Origin of the sequence: Minwuia sp. (assembly GCF_048007105.1) — a bacterium.
Lineage (GTDB): Bacteria > Pseudomonadota > Alphaproteobacteria > Minwuiales > Minwuiaceae > Minwuia.
In genome coordinates, this window is record NZ_CP180352.1 from 4,454,683 (window position 1) to 4,470,061 (window position 15,379).

At 65.3% G+C, this 15,379-nt stretch carries 15 protein-coding genes and 1 pseudogene; 8 read left to right on the forward strand and 8 right to left on the reverse strand.

Annotated features, from left to right (window positions below):
* Nucleotides 1–780: 780 nt before the first annotated feature.
* The 4 genes and pseudogenes from ACMVY4_RS21655 to ACMVY4_RS21670 form a co-directional block, all read right to left on the reverse strand.
* Nucleotides 781–1,290, reverse strand: a complete 510-nt coding sequence (locus ACMVY4_RS21655) for an LLM class flavin-dependent oxidoreductase (RefSeq protein WP_416898017.1) — start codon at nt 1,288–1,290, stop codon at nt 781–783.
* Nucleotides 1,291–1,394: 104 nt separating this feature from the next.
* Nucleotides 1,395–2,186 (reverse strand): annotated as a pseudogene (locus tag ACMVY4_RS21660) (LLM class flavin-dependent oxidoreductase); the annotation flags it as partial.
* A gap of 111 nt (nt 2,187–2,297) precedes the next feature.
* Nucleotides 2,298–2,927 (reverse strand): glutathione S-transferase family protein, encoded by a 630-nt coding sequence (locus ACMVY4_RS21665; protein ID WP_416898018.1) that lies wholly within the window; start codon nt 2,925–2,927, stop codon nt 2,298–2,300.
* 122 nt (nt 2,928–3,049) lie between these two features.
* Entirely contained in the window at nt 3,050–3,184 is a 135-nt protein-coding gene (locus ACMVY4_RS21670) for a hypothetical protein (RefSeq protein WP_416898019.1), read from the reverse strand.
* 376 nt (nt 3,185–3,560) lie between these two features.
* Here ACMVY4_RS21670 and ACMVY4_RS21675 point away from each other — a divergent pair, with 376 nt between their 5' ends.
* Nucleotides 3,561–4,211: an NAD(P)H-binding protein gene (locus tag ACMVY4_RS21675; RefSeq protein WP_416898020.1), complete on the forward strand. Its 651-nt coding sequence runs from the start codon at nt 3,561–3,563 to the stop codon at nt 4,209–4,211.
* A gap of 120 nt (nt 4,212–4,331) precedes the next feature.
* Entirely contained in the window at nt 4,332–4,493 is a 162-nt protein-coding gene (locus tag ACMVY4_RS21680; RefSeq protein WP_416898021.1) for a GIY-YIG nuclease family protein, read from the forward strand.
* Nucleotides 4,494–4,761: 268 nt separating this feature from the next.
* Here the strand turns inward: ACMVY4_RS21680 and ACMVY4_RS21685 are convergent, their stop codons facing one another.
* Both ACMVY4_RS21685 and ACMVY4_RS21690 read right to left on the reverse strand, forming a co-directional pair.
* On the reverse strand, nt 4,762–5,427 hold the full coding sequence (locus ACMVY4_RS21685; protein ID WP_416898022.1) for a hypothetical protein: 666 nt from the start codon (nt 5,425–5,427) through the stop codon (nt 4,762–4,764).
* A 23-nt stretch (nt 5,428–5,450) separates the two neighbouring features.
* Nucleotides 5,451–7,427 (reverse strand): methylmalonyl-CoA mutase family protein, encoded by a 1,977-nt coding sequence (locus ACMVY4_RS21690; RefSeq protein WP_416898023.1) that lies wholly within the window; start codon nt 7,425–7,427, stop codon nt 5,451–5,453.
* A 195-nt stretch (nt 7,428–7,622) separates the two neighbouring features.
* Between ACMVY4_RS21690 and ccrA the strand changes: the two genes are divergently transcribed.
* Nucleotides 7,623–8,921, forward strand: coding sequence for a crotonyl-CoA carboxylase/reductase (gene ccrA, locus ACMVY4_RS21695; protein ID WP_416898024.1), 1,299 nt, complete (start codon nt 7,623–7,625; stop codon nt 8,919–8,921).
* A 129-nt stretch (nt 8,922–9,050) separates the two neighbouring features.
* Here ccrA and hemH read toward each other — a convergent pair whose 3' ends face one another.
* A complete protein-coding gene (gene hemH / locus ACMVY4_RS21700; RefSeq protein ID WP_416898025.1) occupies nt 9,051–10,082 on the reverse strand; it encodes a ferrochelatase in 1,032 nt (343 codons plus the stop codon).
* Between the two features lie 88 nt (nt 10,083–10,170).
* Between hemH and ACMVY4_RS21705 the strand changes: the two genes are divergently transcribed.
* The 5 genes from ACMVY4_RS21705 to ACMVY4_RS21725 are packed head-to-tail and all read left to right on the forward strand — an operon-like array spanning nt 10,171 to nt 15,191.
* Nucleotides 10,171–10,908 carry a sulfite exporter TauE/SafE family protein gene (locus tag ACMVY4_RS21705; RefSeq protein WP_416898026.1) on the forward strand — a complete coding sequence of 246 codons (738 nt, stop codon included), beginning with the start codon at nt 10,171–10,173 and terminating at the stop codon, nt 10,906–10,908.
* A 37-nt stretch (nt 10,909–10,945) separates the two neighbouring features.
* A complete protein-coding gene (locus ACMVY4_RS21710; RefSeq protein WP_416898027.1) occupies nt 10,946–11,413 on the forward strand; it encodes a PaaI family thioesterase in 468 nt (155 codons plus the stop codon).
* Nucleotides 11,414–11,444: 31 nt separating this feature from the next.
* The gene (locus tag ACMVY4_RS21715; RefSeq protein ID WP_416898028.1) at nt 11,445–12,647 is read left to right on the forward strand and encodes an MFS transporter; all 1,203 of its coding nucleotides are present in this window, start codon (nt 11,445–11,447) and stop codon (nt 12,645–12,647) included.
* Between the two features lie 33 nt (nt 12,648–12,680).
* Nucleotides 12,681–14,141 (forward strand): cobyric acid synthase, encoded by a 1,461-nt coding sequence (locus tag ACMVY4_RS21720; protein WP_416898029.1) that lies wholly within the window; start codon nt 12,681–12,683, stop codon nt 14,139–14,141.
* Between the two features lie 33 nt (nt 14,142–14,174).
* Nucleotides 14,175–15,191 carry a glutathione S-transferase N-terminal domain-containing protein gene (locus tag ACMVY4_RS21725; protein ID WP_416898030.1) on the forward strand — a complete coding sequence of 339 codons (1,017 nt, stop codon included), beginning with the start codon at nt 14,175–14,177 and terminating at the stop codon, nt 15,189–15,191.
* Here ACMVY4_RS21725 and ACMVY4_RS21730 read toward each other — a convergent pair.
* Complete coding sequence (locus ACMVY4_RS21730; RefSeq protein ID WP_416898031.1) at nt 15,188–15,337, reverse strand: hypothetical protein; 150 nt, start codon at nt 15,335–15,337, stop codon at nt 15,188–15,190. The two genes, ACMVY4_RS21725 and ACMVY4_RS21730, sit on opposite strands and share 4 nt — an antisense overlap.
* Nucleotides 15,338–15,379 lie beyond the last annotated feature (42 nt).

The following is a 15,379-nucleotide window of genomic DNA, read 5'->3' on the forward strand; positions in this document are numbered from 1 at the left end:
GAAAATTTTTCTGGATCTGAGAAAACTAGAATGAACATATATCCATTTATTGTTACCACTCGAGCCTCAAATTCACTCATGGATGCCAAGTACGGGATCACTATTCGACCACATCGTGCTAGCTTAGGCTCAATAATTAACTTTTTTCCATTTCTTTTTATCTTTGTAGATTTCGCCGTCAGAACAAAGCAAACAACGTAAATTGGATCTACCGGATTTTCATTCAGAATAATCTCCCGGTAATTATTTGTAAACACAGAGTTGTTATCTATTATTCTCGATGAATTATACGATATCTTCAGTAACCACCGCATCAACATCGAAAAATCATAGGAAAATTCAATTCGCCGAAGTGGCCGCGGTGTCTTGTAAAAATATTCATCGTAGAGTTCACAAATGTACCTGTCTAACCGTGAGAGGTGCAAGTTGTTACAATCTGCGCAAACATCTTTAATAACTTGTTCTGAAAAAATGACTTTTCCCGGCTTTTCATTATACCGAATCCTATAGTTCGTACGATCCAAAATACATTTTGGCCAAATATGCTCCCTTGTGAGCTTTTTCTCATGACCACAATATGCACAAATCTTCGAAGCCATCGCATCTACTCATCATCCGAAAATACCCGCATAAATAATATCCAAAAAAATTGGATCTTCAATACATCGCTCGATCAACAAATTTCCCTGCTGTGAAAAAATAATTTCAATGAAAATTAGCATATAAATAAAGGAAATGGAGGCTTTTTGTTTTTAATAATGTCGACTGTTGAGCAATCATTTAGGTATCCACTCTCGTCGGCGCCCCCGCCTTCAATATCGCCTCGATCTCGTCCCAGGGCGTGCCGGGCACCAGGCCGAGCATGTTGACGTCGACGGCGCTGTCCCAGGCGGCGAGGCCGGCGGCGACGTCGCCGGGGCTGCCGTAGGCCGTGAGCTGCTCCAGCAGCACCTCGGCCTCGGGCGGGACCACCATGCCGCCGGGGACGGATTTCGGGTTGGCGGCGATCACGGCCTCGACGGCGTCGGCGTAGCCCTGCTTGCGGAGCGAATTGGCGTAGACGTCGCCCATCGCCGCGACATACCACGCGACATTGGCCGCCACCGTCTTCTTCGCCTTCGCCGGATCGGCCTGCACCGAGACGGTCGGTCCGCCCAGGACGGTGAAGGCGTCGGGGTCCAGCCCCTCGTCGCGGCGCAGGTTGCGCAGTTCCGGCACCCAGGACGCGAAACGGTCGCGGGCCACGTAGTAGGGGAACCAGCCGTCGCCCAGCCGCGCCGCGTCGCGCACCGTGCGCGGGCCGATGGCGGCGATATAGACGGGCAGGTCCGGCCAGGGGCGGCTGGCCCATGCGGAGCAGGCCGTGTGAGGATCTCGTCGGGCAGGTCGGCGCGCTTGCCTTCCAGCAGGCGGCGGATCTCGCGCACCGTGCGCCCCAGGCGCCGCCGCGGCCGGCGGTAGGGCACGCCGTGGAAGCCCTCGGCCAGCGCCTTGGTGCTGGCGCCGAGGCCGAGCACGTAGCGGTCGCCGGAGATGTCGGCCAGCGTCGCCGCGTTCATGGCGATGGCGCCGGGCGTGCGGCTCCAGACCGAGAGAATGCCCGACATGGGGCGGATGCGCTCGGTCTTCAGCGCGATCTCGGTCAGCACCAGGGTGGAATCGAAGCCCCAGCCCTCGGGCACCGAGAAGAGCTCATAGCCCAGCTCGTCGGCCAGCACCGCCATGCGGACGATGACGTCGCGGCGGGTCTCCATGGGCGTGAGCGCGATGCCGCGGCGCGGGCGTGCGCCGCCGCGTGAGGTGGAATCGGGCATGGTCAGGGCTCGTCGGTCTGTTCGTACGCATACCAGGACGAACAAGGCAGGATTGCTGTCCCGACCCGCCCATGATGCCCGCTGCTGCGGCGCAAGGCAAATCGGCCCCGGATTCGCTGCGGCTGCGAAGGCGCCTTCCCTCCCCCTCGAGGGGGGAGGGTCAGGGTGGGGGTGGATCGGCGAAGCCGAAATGGCCTCCGGCCTCACCCCCCCACCCGTCGCTGCGCACCGACCTCCCCCTCGATGGGGAGGTTCCGGGTCGGCCAGCTCCCTCCCACAGTCACCCCCGATGGCCCAAGGGGCCACTCGGGGGTCCGGAGCGGCTGCGCCGCAAGGTTCACGGTCTGCCGGATGCCCGCGCGGGGCGGGCATGACCCATTGTGTCAGCCGGTTCCGGCGAGCTCGGAGCGGCCCGGCTGGCTGCCCCAACCCATGATCCGGGGGGGGCCCGGGCTCAAACCCGGCCGGGCCGTTTCTCTCTCCCTAAAGCTGCGCCGACGGCCGGTCCTTCATCTTCGTGTACCACGCGTTCAGCGCCGGCTTGGTCTCGTCGACCTTCACCTTGATGATGCGCTGGAAGTCGATCAGCACGAAGGCGGTGATGTCGGCGTAGGAGATCGCGTCGCCGACCACCCAGTCGCGGCCGGTCATGTGCGCTTCCATCATCTCCTGGAAGCGCTTGGCCCGCGCCAGACCGCGTTCGGCCAGTTCGGGGATCTGCTCGTAATTGTCGGGACCGGGCAGCGCGCGGCCCTTCATGTGCGGGTTGGAATTGCGCAGCGCCTCCGCTGTCGCCATGCCGCCCTGCTGCTCGGCGATGGCGGCCCAGTCCATGATCTCGCCGGTCTCGGCGGGGTTGCGGCCCATCAGGACGGGCTCGGGGAACTTCTGCTCCAGATAGGTGGCGATGCCGATGTTCTGGGTCAGGGTCACGCCGTCGTCGGTGACCAGCGCCGGCAGGGTGCAGAACGGATTGATCTTGCGGAAGTCGTCCGCCATCTGCTCGCCCTTGGCGATGGAGACCTCGGTGGTCGGGATGTCCAGCCCCTTCTCGGCGATGAACATGCGGGCGCGGCGCGGGCTCGGCGCGGTGGAGCAGTCGTAGAAATGCATCGGATGGTCCTCCCCAGGAGCGGTCTGCCGGGGAGTGTAGCCGCTCGGGGTCCGATGTCACCCCGCAGCCGGCAGGCGCCCGGCGCGGCGTTCCCTGTTCCGCGCCGGGCGCCCGTCCGGGATTACTTCACCCTGGCGCCGCCGATCACGGGCTGCGACTTGCCGCCCGACGCGGTCGCCGTGGCGGGCGTCTTCGGTTTTTCCTGTTTCGGCTTCTTCGGCTCGCGGTTGCTGCGGTGCTTGTTGCCCTTGGACATGACCTTCTCTCATGGACGGCCGCGGCGCGCCGGATGCCCCGCACGCGGCCGCGGATGTTGCGCCGCCGGCGCTGGCGGACCATCTCCGGCGGCTCTCTGGTTCCGGCTGGACGCGTGGCCACCCGAGGGTCCGGGCCGGAGCCGGGACCGGGTTGTTCCGAGGATGACGGCGGGCGACGCCCGGCAAGGGCGGCGTGCCGATCCTGATCGCGATAGAAATGAGGGTGCGCGCCCGTCTTTCCTAGTGGCGCGACGGGCGGATGAGAAAATATTCTTCCGTGGCGGCGGCCGGCAGTCCGCACCCGCCTTCACCGGATGGTAACCACCACCCTCTACCCCGGCAAAGAAGGCGATCGGGCGAGGGAAACGGACGGCGATGAAGCTTCTGCTCTTCGGGGCGACAGGGATGACGGGCGGCGCGGTGCTCGACGCGGCGCTGGCCGATGGCCGCGTGACGGCGGTGACCGCCATCGGGCGGCGCGCCTCCGGGCGGTCTCATCCGAAGCTGGAAGAGATCGAGCACCACGACTTCCTGGACCATGCCGCCATCGAGGACCGCATGGCCGACGCCGGGGCCTGCATCTTCTGCCTCGCCACCTATCAGGCGAAGGTGAGCAAGGCGGCCTACGAGGAGATCACGGTCGGCTATCCCACCGCGCTGATCGCGGCGCTGGAGCGGGTCAATCCGTCGATCCGCTTCGTGCTCTTCAGCGCCATGGGATCGCGGCCCGACGGCGGCGGCATGATGAGCTACGCCGCGATCAAGGGCCGGGCCGAGGCGACGCTGATGCAGTCCGCGCTGGCCGGCCGCCACGCCTTCCGCCCCAGCCTGATCGTCCCCCCGCCCGCCGGCCGCGCCTGGTACTGGCCCGCCGGCCTGCTGGAACTCATCTTCCGCATCGTGCCGGCCGCCGGCATCCAGGCCCCCGACCTCGGCCGCGTCTTCATCGACGTCGCCCTGAACGGCGACGCGCCCGAGGTGCTGGAGAACAGCGACATCCGCCGGCGGCTGCGCCAGTTGGGTTAGGCGGTCCGGTCAGCGGGCGACGGCGGCATTGCGCACCCTCCCCTGCAATGCTGTGCTCAGGCGTGATGCCTCCCCGGACCCAGAGCCGGGGCGCACCTGTGAACCGGGAACACCGGAGCCATGCGCGACCGCACCTACTACGTCTACATCCTGACGAACCGGACACACCAGACACTCTACATCGGGGTGACCGGCGACCTGCGACGACGGGTCGAGGAACACCGCCAGGGCCTGTCGGGATTCACCGACACATACAGCGTCCGCAAGCTGGTCTGGTTCTAGGGCCATGCCGACGTGAACGCCGCCCGCCAGCGCGAGCGAAGCATGAAACACTGGCTGCGCGCCTGGAAGGACGAATTGATTTCGGCGTCGAATCCGACATGGGCGGACCTGTCGGGTCAGTTACCCTTCGACTAACTCAGCCGGCGGCCCCGATCGACCGCCCGTTACAGGCCCTCGGATCAAGTCCGAGGGCAACACAATAGGGTCTGGAGTCCTCGGGCTTGACCCGAGGACCTGTGAACCCACGGTCGAGCTTGTCTCAAACTGTCTACTCGTTCAGGGCTCTTTCCCGAAACGCATTGATGAGCCTCGCAAGGTTGACCTTCCGATAGTCACCATAGCCATGAGAGAGGAAGAATAGCCCACTCGTTCCATCGCTAAAACGATAGTTCCTTTGCGACCTCGGGTCGGATGATTCGAAAGTTAATATGTAAGTTGGACTTGATCCGGTAGTTGCAGTTGCCGCCGTCATGTTCTCGTAACGATGCACGAACCGCCGATGAAAGATGCGGTAACTCATCTCTTTTCGGCCAAGATGCAATGCCCCCGACAGTCCCGACATCATTCCCAGTCCGGCCCCAACAATAAGTACACCGCCTGGAAACATCATCGCTGTAAGCAAGATATGGCCTTCTACGAAGGTCAAGTATGCGAGCATTGAGACCGCCACGCCGGTTGCCAACACCTCGAGTCCTTCGAGCAATGATGGGTTCAGTGTGACGTTATCTGGCAATGGGTCGGGTGGCCTCCAGGGGCGGATCCAAAGCGCGATATGCCGGAACGGAACATCCAAAGCACAGACGACGTAGGTGGCAGAAACAAGATACAGCGTCTTCCTCGTCCACGCTTCGCCGCCAGTCGCGACCTCCGCTGCCATGTACGTGATTAGACCGAAGAGCAGGTTCGCTCCGAAGTGCAAGACCGGATGAAACACCCTTGTCCTTCACAATCCGCCGCTCACGCCGCTTCACTCCGGTCCACGATCCCGGCGATGTCGGCCATGATCGCCGCGAGGTCGAAGTCCTTGGGCGTGTAGATCGCGGCGACGCCGGCGGCTTTCAGCCTGGCGGCGTCCTCGGCGGGGATGATGCCGCCGACGACGACGGGGATGTCGCCCAGCCCCTCGGCGCGGAGGCCTTCCAGGACTTCGCGGGCCAGTGCGGCGTGGCTGCCCGACAGGATCGACAGGCCGACCAGATGCACGGCCTCTTCCAGCGCGGCGGTGACGATCTGCTTCGGCGTCAGGCGGATGCCTTCATAGACGACTTCCATGCCGGCATCGCGCGCGGCGACGGCGATCTGTTCGGCGCCGTTGGAGTGGCCGTCGAGCCCCGGCTTGCCGACCAGGATCTTGATGCGGCGGCCCAGCCGGGCGGAGACCGCCTCGACCTGCTTGCGGACTTCGGCCAGGCCGTCGGCGGCGACGCCCGCCGCCCCGCCCACGCCGGTCGGTGCGCGGTACTCGCCATAGACCCGGCGCAGCACGTCGCCCCATTCGCCCGTGGTCGCGCCGGCCTTCGCCGCGGCGATGGAGGCCTCCATGATGTTGCGGTCCTCAGCGGCCGCGACCGCGAGATCGGACAGCGCCGCCTTGACGGCCGCCTCGTCGCGCTGCGCGCGCCAGGCGTTGAGGCGCTCGATCTGTTCGGTCTCGGCGGCGTCGTCGACCTTCAGGATGGCGTCGGCGCTGTCGGCCAGCGGCGAGGGCGAGCTCTCGGTGAAGCAGTTGACGCCGACGATCTTCAGGTCGCCCGACATGATCGACTGCACCCGCCGCGCATTGCTCTCGACCAGCGCCTCCTTCATGTAACCGCTCTCGACCGCGGCGATGGAACCGCCCAGCTTGCCGATCAGCTTCAGCTCCTCGCGGGCGCCGGCCTTCAGTTCCTCGACCTTGGCGTCGACGACGGGCGAGCCGTCGAAGAGGTCGCCATATTCCAGCAGGTCGGTCTCGTGCGCCACGATCTGCTGCAGGCGCAGCGACCACTGCTGGTCCCAGGGCCGCGGCAGGCCGAGCGCCTCGTTCCAGGCCGGCAGTTGCACGGCGCGGGCGCGCGCCTTCTTCGACAACACCACGGCCAGCATCTCCAGCAGGATGCGGTAGACGTTGTTCTCCGGCTGCGGTTCGGTCAGGCCGAGACTGTTCACCTGCACGCCATAGCGGAAGCGGCGGTTCTTCGGGTCCTCGACGCCGTAACGCTCCTCGAGCAGTTCGTCCCAGAGATCGACGAACGCCCGCATCTTGCACATCTCCTCGATGAAGCGGATGCCGGCATTGACGAAGAAGCTGATGCGCCCGGCGACGGCGCCGAACATGTCGGGCGGGGTCTCGCCGCGCTCCTTCACCGTGTCGAGGACGGCGGTCGCGGTCGCCAGCGCAAAGGCCAGTTCCTGCTGCGGCGTCGCACCGGCCTCCTGCAGGTGATAGCTGCAGATGTTGGTGGGGTTCCACTTCGGCATCTCGGTCACGGTGAAGCCGATGACGTCGGAAATCAGCTTCAGCGACGGCGCGGGCGGGAAGATGTAGGTCCCGCGGGAGAGATACTCCTTGATGATGTCGTTCTGGACCGTGCCCATCAGCTTCTGCCGGTCGGCGCCCTGCTCCTCGGCCACCGCGACGTAGAGCGCCAGCAGCCAGGGCGCGGTCGCGTTGATGGTCATGGACGTGTTCATCTGCTCCAGCGGGATCTGGTCGAACAGGGTCCGCATGTCGCCGATATGGCCGATGGGGACGCCGACCTTGCCGACCTCGCCCTTCGCCAGCGCGTGGTCGCTGTCATAGCCGGTCTGGGTCGGCAGGTCGAAGGCGACCGACAGCCCGGTCTGGCCGCGGCTGAGATTGGTCCGGTAGAGCTCGTTCGATGCGGCGGCGGAAGAATGGCCGGAATAGGTCCGGATCAGCCAGGGGCGGTCGCGCTGGGGCTTTTCGGTCATTTCATTTCTTCCAAATCAGAAACCGCGGACGAACGAAAATTTCGTCTTGTCAGGGGCGGCGGAAATATCATACCAATCGCCGCGCCGCAAAACGATCTTTTGCCGCTGTGCAGCATAAAACGGGTAGGATTGGACGGTCCAGCCCTGCTGGCGCACGGCAGCGTACGTCTTACGAAGTAAAGGAGCGAGAGGCATATGGCTGACATTCAGGCGGTCGAGAACATTCCCCAGGACCTGATGGAGGGGGAGAAGAAGGACCTCTACGAAGTCGGCGAGATCCCGCCGCTCGGCCACGTGCCGAAGAAGATGTACGCCTGGGCCATCCGCAAGGAGCGTGAGGGCGAGCCGGACAAGGCGATGCAGGTCGAGGTCGTGGAGACCCCCGAACTGGACAGCCACGACGTGCTGGTGCTCGTGATGGCCGCCGGCGTGAACTACAACGGCGTCTGGGCCTCGCTGGGCATTCCCGTGTCGATGTTCGACGTCCACAAGCAGCCCTATCACATCGCCGGATCGGACGCCTCGGGCGTGGTCTACGCCGTCGGCTCCGCCGTCAAGCGCTGGAAGGTCGGCGACGAGGTCGTGGTCCACTGCAACCAGGACGACGGCGACGACGAGGAATGCAATGGCGGCGACCCGATGTTCTCGCCGTCCCAGCGCATCTGGGGCTACGAGACCCCGGACGGCGCCTTCGCCCAGTTCTGCCGGGTGCAGGACCGCCAGCTGATGCCGCGGCCGCGCCACCTGACCTGGGAAGAGAGCGCCTGCTACACGCTGACCCTCGCTACCAGCTACCGCATGCTGTTCGGCCACCGCCCGCACATCCTGCGGCCGGGCGACAACGTGCTGGTCTGGGGCGCCTCGGGCGGTATCGGCTCCATGGCGGTACAGCTCTGCGCCACGGCCGGCGCCAACGCCATCGGCGTGATCTCCGACGAATCCAAGCGTGAATTCGTCATGTCGCTGGGCGCCAAGGCGGTGATCAACCGCAACGACTTCAATTGCTGGGGCCAGATGCCGACGGTGAACACCGACGAGTACAACGCCTGGACCAAGGAAGTCCGCAAGTTCGGCAAGGCGATCTGGGACATCACCGGCAAGGGCAACGACGTCGACTTCGTCTTCGAGCATCCGGGCGAGGCGACCTTCCCCGTCAGCTGCATCATCGTGAAGCGTGGCGGCATGGTGGTCTTCTGCGCCGGCACCACCGGCTACAACCTGACCATGGACGCGCGCTACGTCTGGATGCGTCAGAAGCGCATCCAGGGCAGCCACTTCGCCAACCTGAAGCAGGCGACCCAGGCCAATCAGCTGGTGATCGAGCGCCGTATCGACCCCTGCATGTCCGAGGTGTTCTCCTGGGACGACATCCCGAAGGGCCACATGAAGATGATGGCCAACAAGCACCTGCCCGGAAACATGGCGGTGCTGGTCTCAGCCAAGCTGCCGGGCCTGCGCACCATCGAGGACGCCATCGAAGCCGGAAACGGCTGAGCCGGTCCGGCCCCGCGACTGGGCCGCACGAAATCCGGAATCGAACGGGCCGCCAATTGGCGGCCCGTTTCATTTTCGCCTCGTCCGCCGGCAGCCCGGCGTCAGGCGCATCGGCGGTCGATTGCCAGCCTACAGCCAGCCGCCAAGTTCGCGGCGGATGATCGTCTCCAGCATGTCGATGTGGATGTTCTGGTCGTTCAGGCAGGGGATCGTCCGGAATTTCTCGCCGCCGGCTTCCTCGAAGCTCTTGCGGCCCTCGATGGCGATCTCCTCCAGCGTCTCGACGCAGTCCGCGGGGAAGCCCGGGGTCACCACGGCGACCGACTTCATGCCGTCTTCGGGCAGGGATTCCAGGGTCTCGTCGGTATAGGGCTGCAGCCATTCGCGCGGGCCGAAGCGGCTCTGGAAGGTCATGCGGAATTCGTGCTCGCCGAGGCCGAGCCGCTCCCGCATCAGCCGCGCGGTCTTCGCGCAATGGCAGTGGTAGGGGTCGCCCTTCTCGAAATAGTCCTGCGGCAGGCCGTGAAAGGAACTGATGACGACATCCGGCCGCCCGTTCGCCGCCAGATCGGCCTCCACCGACTTCGCCAGGGCCTCGATATAGGCGGGGTCCCCGTAATAGGGCGGCACCGTGCGCAGCGCCGGCTGCCAGCGCATCTGCCGCATCGCGTCCGCCACCTTGTCGATAACCGTCGCCGTCGTCGTGGCGCTGTATTGCGGGTAGAGCGGCATCACCAGAACGCGGTCGCATCCGGCGGCCATCAGCCTTTCCAGCACACTCCGGATGGACGGATTGCCATAGCGCATGGACCAGTCGAGGACGATGCGGTCGTCGGCGGCGAAGCGCGCAGCCGCGGCTTCGGTCATCTTGCGGGTGTACTCCCGCAACGGCCCCTCGCCGGTCTCCTTGTTCCAGACCTTCTCGTAGGCCCGGGCCGTCTTGGGTGGCCGGAAGACCAGGATGATCAGGTTGAGGATCAGGAACCAGACCGCGCGCGGCACCTCGATCACCCGGGGATCGCCCAGGAATTCGCGAAGGTAGCGGCGGACGTCGCCGACGCTGGTGCTGTCCGGCGTGCCGAGATTCACCAGCATCACGCCGATCCGGCCGTGATTGATCTTCGGGTGCCCCTCGGGCATATGCGTCGTGTCCAGTTTCATGGCCTCTTCTTTTCCGCCGTCCCGATTCCATCGCCGGTGAGCCTGCCAGCCCTTCCGGTACATCCCTACGCACGCCGAGGCAAATGAGATGCCCGAAATCGATACGCTTTTCGTCGTCATGGCGGCCGCCGCATTCGGCGCCGGGCTGATGCGCGGGTTCGCCGGGTTCGGCTCGGCGATGGTGATGTCGCCGCTTCTTTCCCTCTACTACGGCCCGGTCGCGGCGGTGATGGCCATCGCGATCATGGAGGTCGTGGTCAGCGTCCAGCTGGTTCCCAAGGTGCTGAAGCATGTCGAGTGGCCGCTGCTGCTGCCGGCGACCCTGGCCGCATTCGTCGGCATGCCGCTCGGCGTCTGGGCGCTGGTCGCCATCGACGGGCAGGCGATCGCGCTGTTCATCTCCGGCCTGGTGCTGCTCTTCGTGCTCGTGCTGGCGAGCGGCTGGCGTTACTCGGGCAACCGTCCGCTGCCCGCCACGCTGGGCATCGGAACGCTTTGCGGCGCGCTGATCACTTCGACCTCGGTCGGCGGCCCCCCCCTGCTGATCTACATGATGGCCGGGCAATCGGCGGCGCAGCAGGTGCGCGCCAACATCATCGTCTTCTTCGCCATTCTGGAAGTCATCACGCCTTTCGCGCTCTGGATCGGCGGGCGCTTCGACGCGGCGCATCTGGTGATGGGGGCACTGTTCTGTCCGACCTATCTCGTCGGGGCCTGGATCGGCACGCGCCTGTTCCGCCAGTCCTCGGAAGCGCTGTACCGGCGCGTTGCGCTGATTCTGCTCTCGTTGATCGCGGTCTATGGACTGGCGGCGCCGCTGCTCTAGTTCTGGCTTTACGCAAACGGAAACAAGGGACCGCCACATGAACGACCAGACCCAGACCCCGGCGCCGACCGGTCTCCAGCTGCTGCAGGCGATGCTGGCCGGCGGCAAGAACATCGCCACCATCGGCGAGACGCTGGACTTCACGCTGACCGAAGCGGAATTCGGCAAGGCTGTCTTTGTCGGGCATCCTGGCGGCAGGCATCTCAACCCGCGCGGCGTCGTCCATGGCGGCTACGCGGCTACGCTGCTGGATTCGGCAGTGGGTATCGCGATCCTCAGCGCCCTGCCCGCAGGCAAGGCGTTCACGACGCTGGAGCTGAAGGTGAACTACGTCCGGGAACTGCCGAAGGACGGCTCGACCGTGACCGCGACCGGCCACACGATCCATGTCGGCCGGACCACGGCCACCGCGGAAGGCCGCATCGAGGACAGCCAGGGCCGTCTGCTGGCGCATGCCACCACCACCTGCCTGATACTGGACATTCCGCCCGCGCGCGGCACATAAGCGCGCACGACATTCCGAGGGGAAAATAGGCATGACCGCAGCCGTCGCGCGGCCCTTGTGGCTGATCCTGATCGCCGGAACCACCATTGTCTTTCTGAACATGGGTTTCCGCGGCGTCTTCGGCCTGTTCCTGGAGCCGATCTCCTCGTCCATGGACTGGGGGCGCGAGGTCTTCGCCATGACCTTCGCGATCCAGAACCTGGTCTGGGGCGCCACGCAGCCCTTCGCCGGCGGCCTCGCCGACCGCTACGGCTCCGGCAAGGTGATGATGGTGGGCGGTATCATCTACGTGACCGGCATCCTGCTGATGTCCCAGGCCGCGAGCCCGGTAGCGATGCATCTGACAGCCGGCGTGCTGATCGGCATCGGGCAGGGCCTCGCCTCCCAGAGCATCGCCATGGCGACGGTCGCGCGGCACGCGCCCGAGAGCCGCCGCACGCTGGCCATGTCCTTCGTCACCATGGGCGGGTCAGCCGGCATGCTGGTCTTTTCGCCGCTGACTGCGATCTGGATCGGCGATTTCGGCTATGTCACCACGCTGCTGATCTTCGCCGCGCTGGCCGCGCTGATCATCCCGCTGGCGCTGCCGATGGCCGGCAAGCCCGGCGTCACCGCCCTGCAGCAGCAGACCTTCGGCGAGGCGATCCGCGAAGCCGCCTCCCACCGCGGCTACTGGCTGCTGATCGCGGGCTTCTTCGTCTGCGGCTTCCACGTCACCTTCATCGGCCTGCATCTGCCCGCCTATATCGTTGACGTCGGTCTGGATCCCGTCGTGGCCGGCGGCGCGCTCGCACTGGTCGGCGCCTTCAACATCGGCGGCGTGCTGGCGGCAGGACTGCTGGGCGACCGTTTCTCGAAGAAGTACCTGCTCAGCTTCCTCTACTTCGCCCGCGCTGCGGTGATCCTCGCGCTGCTGATGCTGCCGGTCTCCGAACTGGTGATCTACGCCTTCGCCGGCGCCATGGGCCTGCTGTGGCTGTCGACCGTGCCGCTGACCACCGGGCTGGTCGGCCAGATCTTCGGCCCGCAATACATGGGCATGCTGGCCGGCGTGGTCTTCTTCAGCCACCAGATCGGCTCCTTCCTGGGCGCCTGGCTGGGCGGCGTGCTCTACGAGGCCACCGGCTCCTACGACGCCGTCTGGTGGACCAGCGTGGCGCTGGGCGTCTTCGCCGGCGTCGTGCACTGGCCGATCGACGATCGGCCCGTGGTCCGCGCGCCCGCCGCGGCTTGACCGCCAGCCGATCCGCGTGATCTGAAGGCGTCCATGACGACGCCCGCCATCATGCTGCAGGGAACCGGCTCATCGGTGGGCAAGTCGCTGCTCGTCGCCGGACTCTGCCGCCTGTTCGCCGACCGCGGTCTGCGGGTTCGTCCCTTCAAGCCGCAGAACATGTCGAACAACGCTGCGGCGACGCCCGACGGCGGAGAGATCGGCCGCGCCCAGGCGACCCAGGCGCTGGCCTGCCGCGTTCCGGCCAGCGTTCACATGAACCCGGTGTTGCTGAAGCCCGAGACCGACATCGGCAGCCAGGTGATTGTTCAGGGCCGACGCCTGACCACGGCGAAGGCGCGCGACTACGCGGCGCTGAAACCGCAACTGCTCGAGACGGTGCTGGAGAGCTTTCGCATCGTTTCGGACGAAGCGGATCTGGTGATCGTCGAGGGCGCGGGATCGACCGCCGAGGTCAATCTGCGCCGCGGCGACATTGCGAACATGGGCTTCGCCGAGGCCGCCGATGTGCCGGTGCTGCTGACGGGCGACATCGACCGTGGCGGCGTGATCGCCCAGATCGTCGGCACACACGCCCTGATCCCGGACGCCGAACGGGCGCGGATCCGGGGGTTCATCGTCAACCGTTTCCGGGGCGACCCGGCGCTGTTCGAGGACGGGCGGGACCTGATTGCAGCACGCACCGGTTGGCCCGCCATGGGCGTCGTGCCCTGGTTCCCGGCTGCGAACCGCCTGCCGGCCGAAGACGCCGTCGAACTGGCGGAGCGCTCGTCGCGGAAGGATGGCGGTGTGCGGATCGCTGTTCCGGCCTTCAGCCGAATCGCCAATTTCGACGATCTCGACCCGCTGGCGGGCGAACCCGACGTCGATCTGCGGTTCGTGCAACCCGGCGAGGTGCTGCCGGCAGACGCCGATCTGGTCATCCTGCCCGGGTGCAAGTCGACGACCGGCGAACTCGCCTTTGTGCGATCTCAGGGTTGGGATATCGACATCGCCGCCCATGTCCGACGTGGCGGGCGCGTGCTGGGCCTGTGCGGCGGCTACCAGATGCTCGGCCGCTCGGTCGCCGACCCTGAAGGAATTGAAGGGGCGGCCGGCACAGTGGACGGGCTCGGCCTGCTGGACGTCGAGACCGTCATGACGCCCGAGAAGCGGACCGTGCCGGTCAGCGGACGCCATACCGACAGCGGGACCCCAGTCTCGGGCTACGAGATCCATATCGGTCGCACCGACGGCCCGGACCGTGCGCGGGCCTGGCTTGAGATCGAGGGCAGCCCGGAGGGCGCCGGCACCGCCGACCGACGGATCATGGGCACCTACGTCCACGGCATCTTCTCCGACGACGCCTTCCGGCGGGCTTTCCTTGCGGGTCTTGGGTCGTCTGCTGGCGCCTATGCGCACGAACAGGCCGTCGATGGTGCGCTCGAGGACCTGGCCGCACATCTGGAACGGCATCTCGATGTTGACGCCATCGCCCGAATTGCCGGACTGTAATCAAAACCAAAGCGCCCACGGGGAGGGAATGCGGTGACCGAGCCATACCGGCTGATGGGGCAGAACGGCTCGCCCTACTCGATGAAGATGCGCGCCATCCTGCGCTACCGTCGGATTCCGCACGTCTGGGACCAGCAGATGCCGATGCGCGCGCCCGAGACCGAACACGTCCGGCCCAAGGTCATGCCGATGATGCGCTTCCCGTCCGACGGCGAGTGGCGCGTCGATTCCACGCCCATGGCGATGGAACTGGAGGAGGCCGAGAGCGGCCGGTCGATCCTGCCCGAAGACCCGGTGCACCGGTTCCTCTCGCACCTGATCGAGGACATGGCGGACGAATGGCTGACCAAGGCCATGTTCCATTACCGCTGGTACTATGAGCGGTCGCGGAACTTTGCCTCCTACTGGATCGCTTCCGACAACACGCCCTCCGGCGAGGGCGCGATGGGAAAGCGGGAAAAATTCGCGAAGGACATCTGCGCGCGTCAGGTCGGCCGGATGGCCCTGGTCGGCTGTACCGAGGAGAACAAGCCGGTCATCGAGGCCAGTTTCCAGAGCATCCTGCACGCGCTCGAAAGCCGGGTCGGCTACCGGTCATTCCTCTTCGGCACCCGGCCCTCGCTGGGCGATTTCGGCCTCTTCGGGCAACTCAAGACCCTGGCCGACGATCCGGATCCGCGTGACGTCATCGCCCGCGAGGCGCCGACGGCCTTCCACTGGATCCGGCACATGGACGACCTTTCGGGCCTGGAAGGCAATTGGCTGAAACCCGACTGCCCCCTGCCCGGTGCGGTCACGCAGTTGCTGCGGGTCTGCGGCGAGGCATACCTGCCGTTCCTGCACGCCAACCGCGATGCGCTGGAAAACGGCGCCGAGGAAGTCCGGCTGCAGATCTATGGCCGCACCTACGCCCAGGCGCCGTTCCGGTATCAGGCCAAGTGCCTCGGACGGCTGGAATCGCTTTACGCCGGCCTTGGCGAGAGCACCCGCACACGGCTCGACCCGCTTCTCGAGAAGACCGGCTGCCTTAACTGGCTGAAAGCCGCCTAGACCCGCACGAAAAAATCTAAACCGTCAAACGCCCGGTAGACGGCGCAACCGTCTGAACCGGCACGGATATCGATTTCTTGACGATGAAACTTTTCAACCAGCGCGAAGAATTGAAACACTTCAATACTACCTGTGCGAATGCGCACGTTTGGCCGCCCGCCACTGCCCGATAGGATAGATGCCGGAAA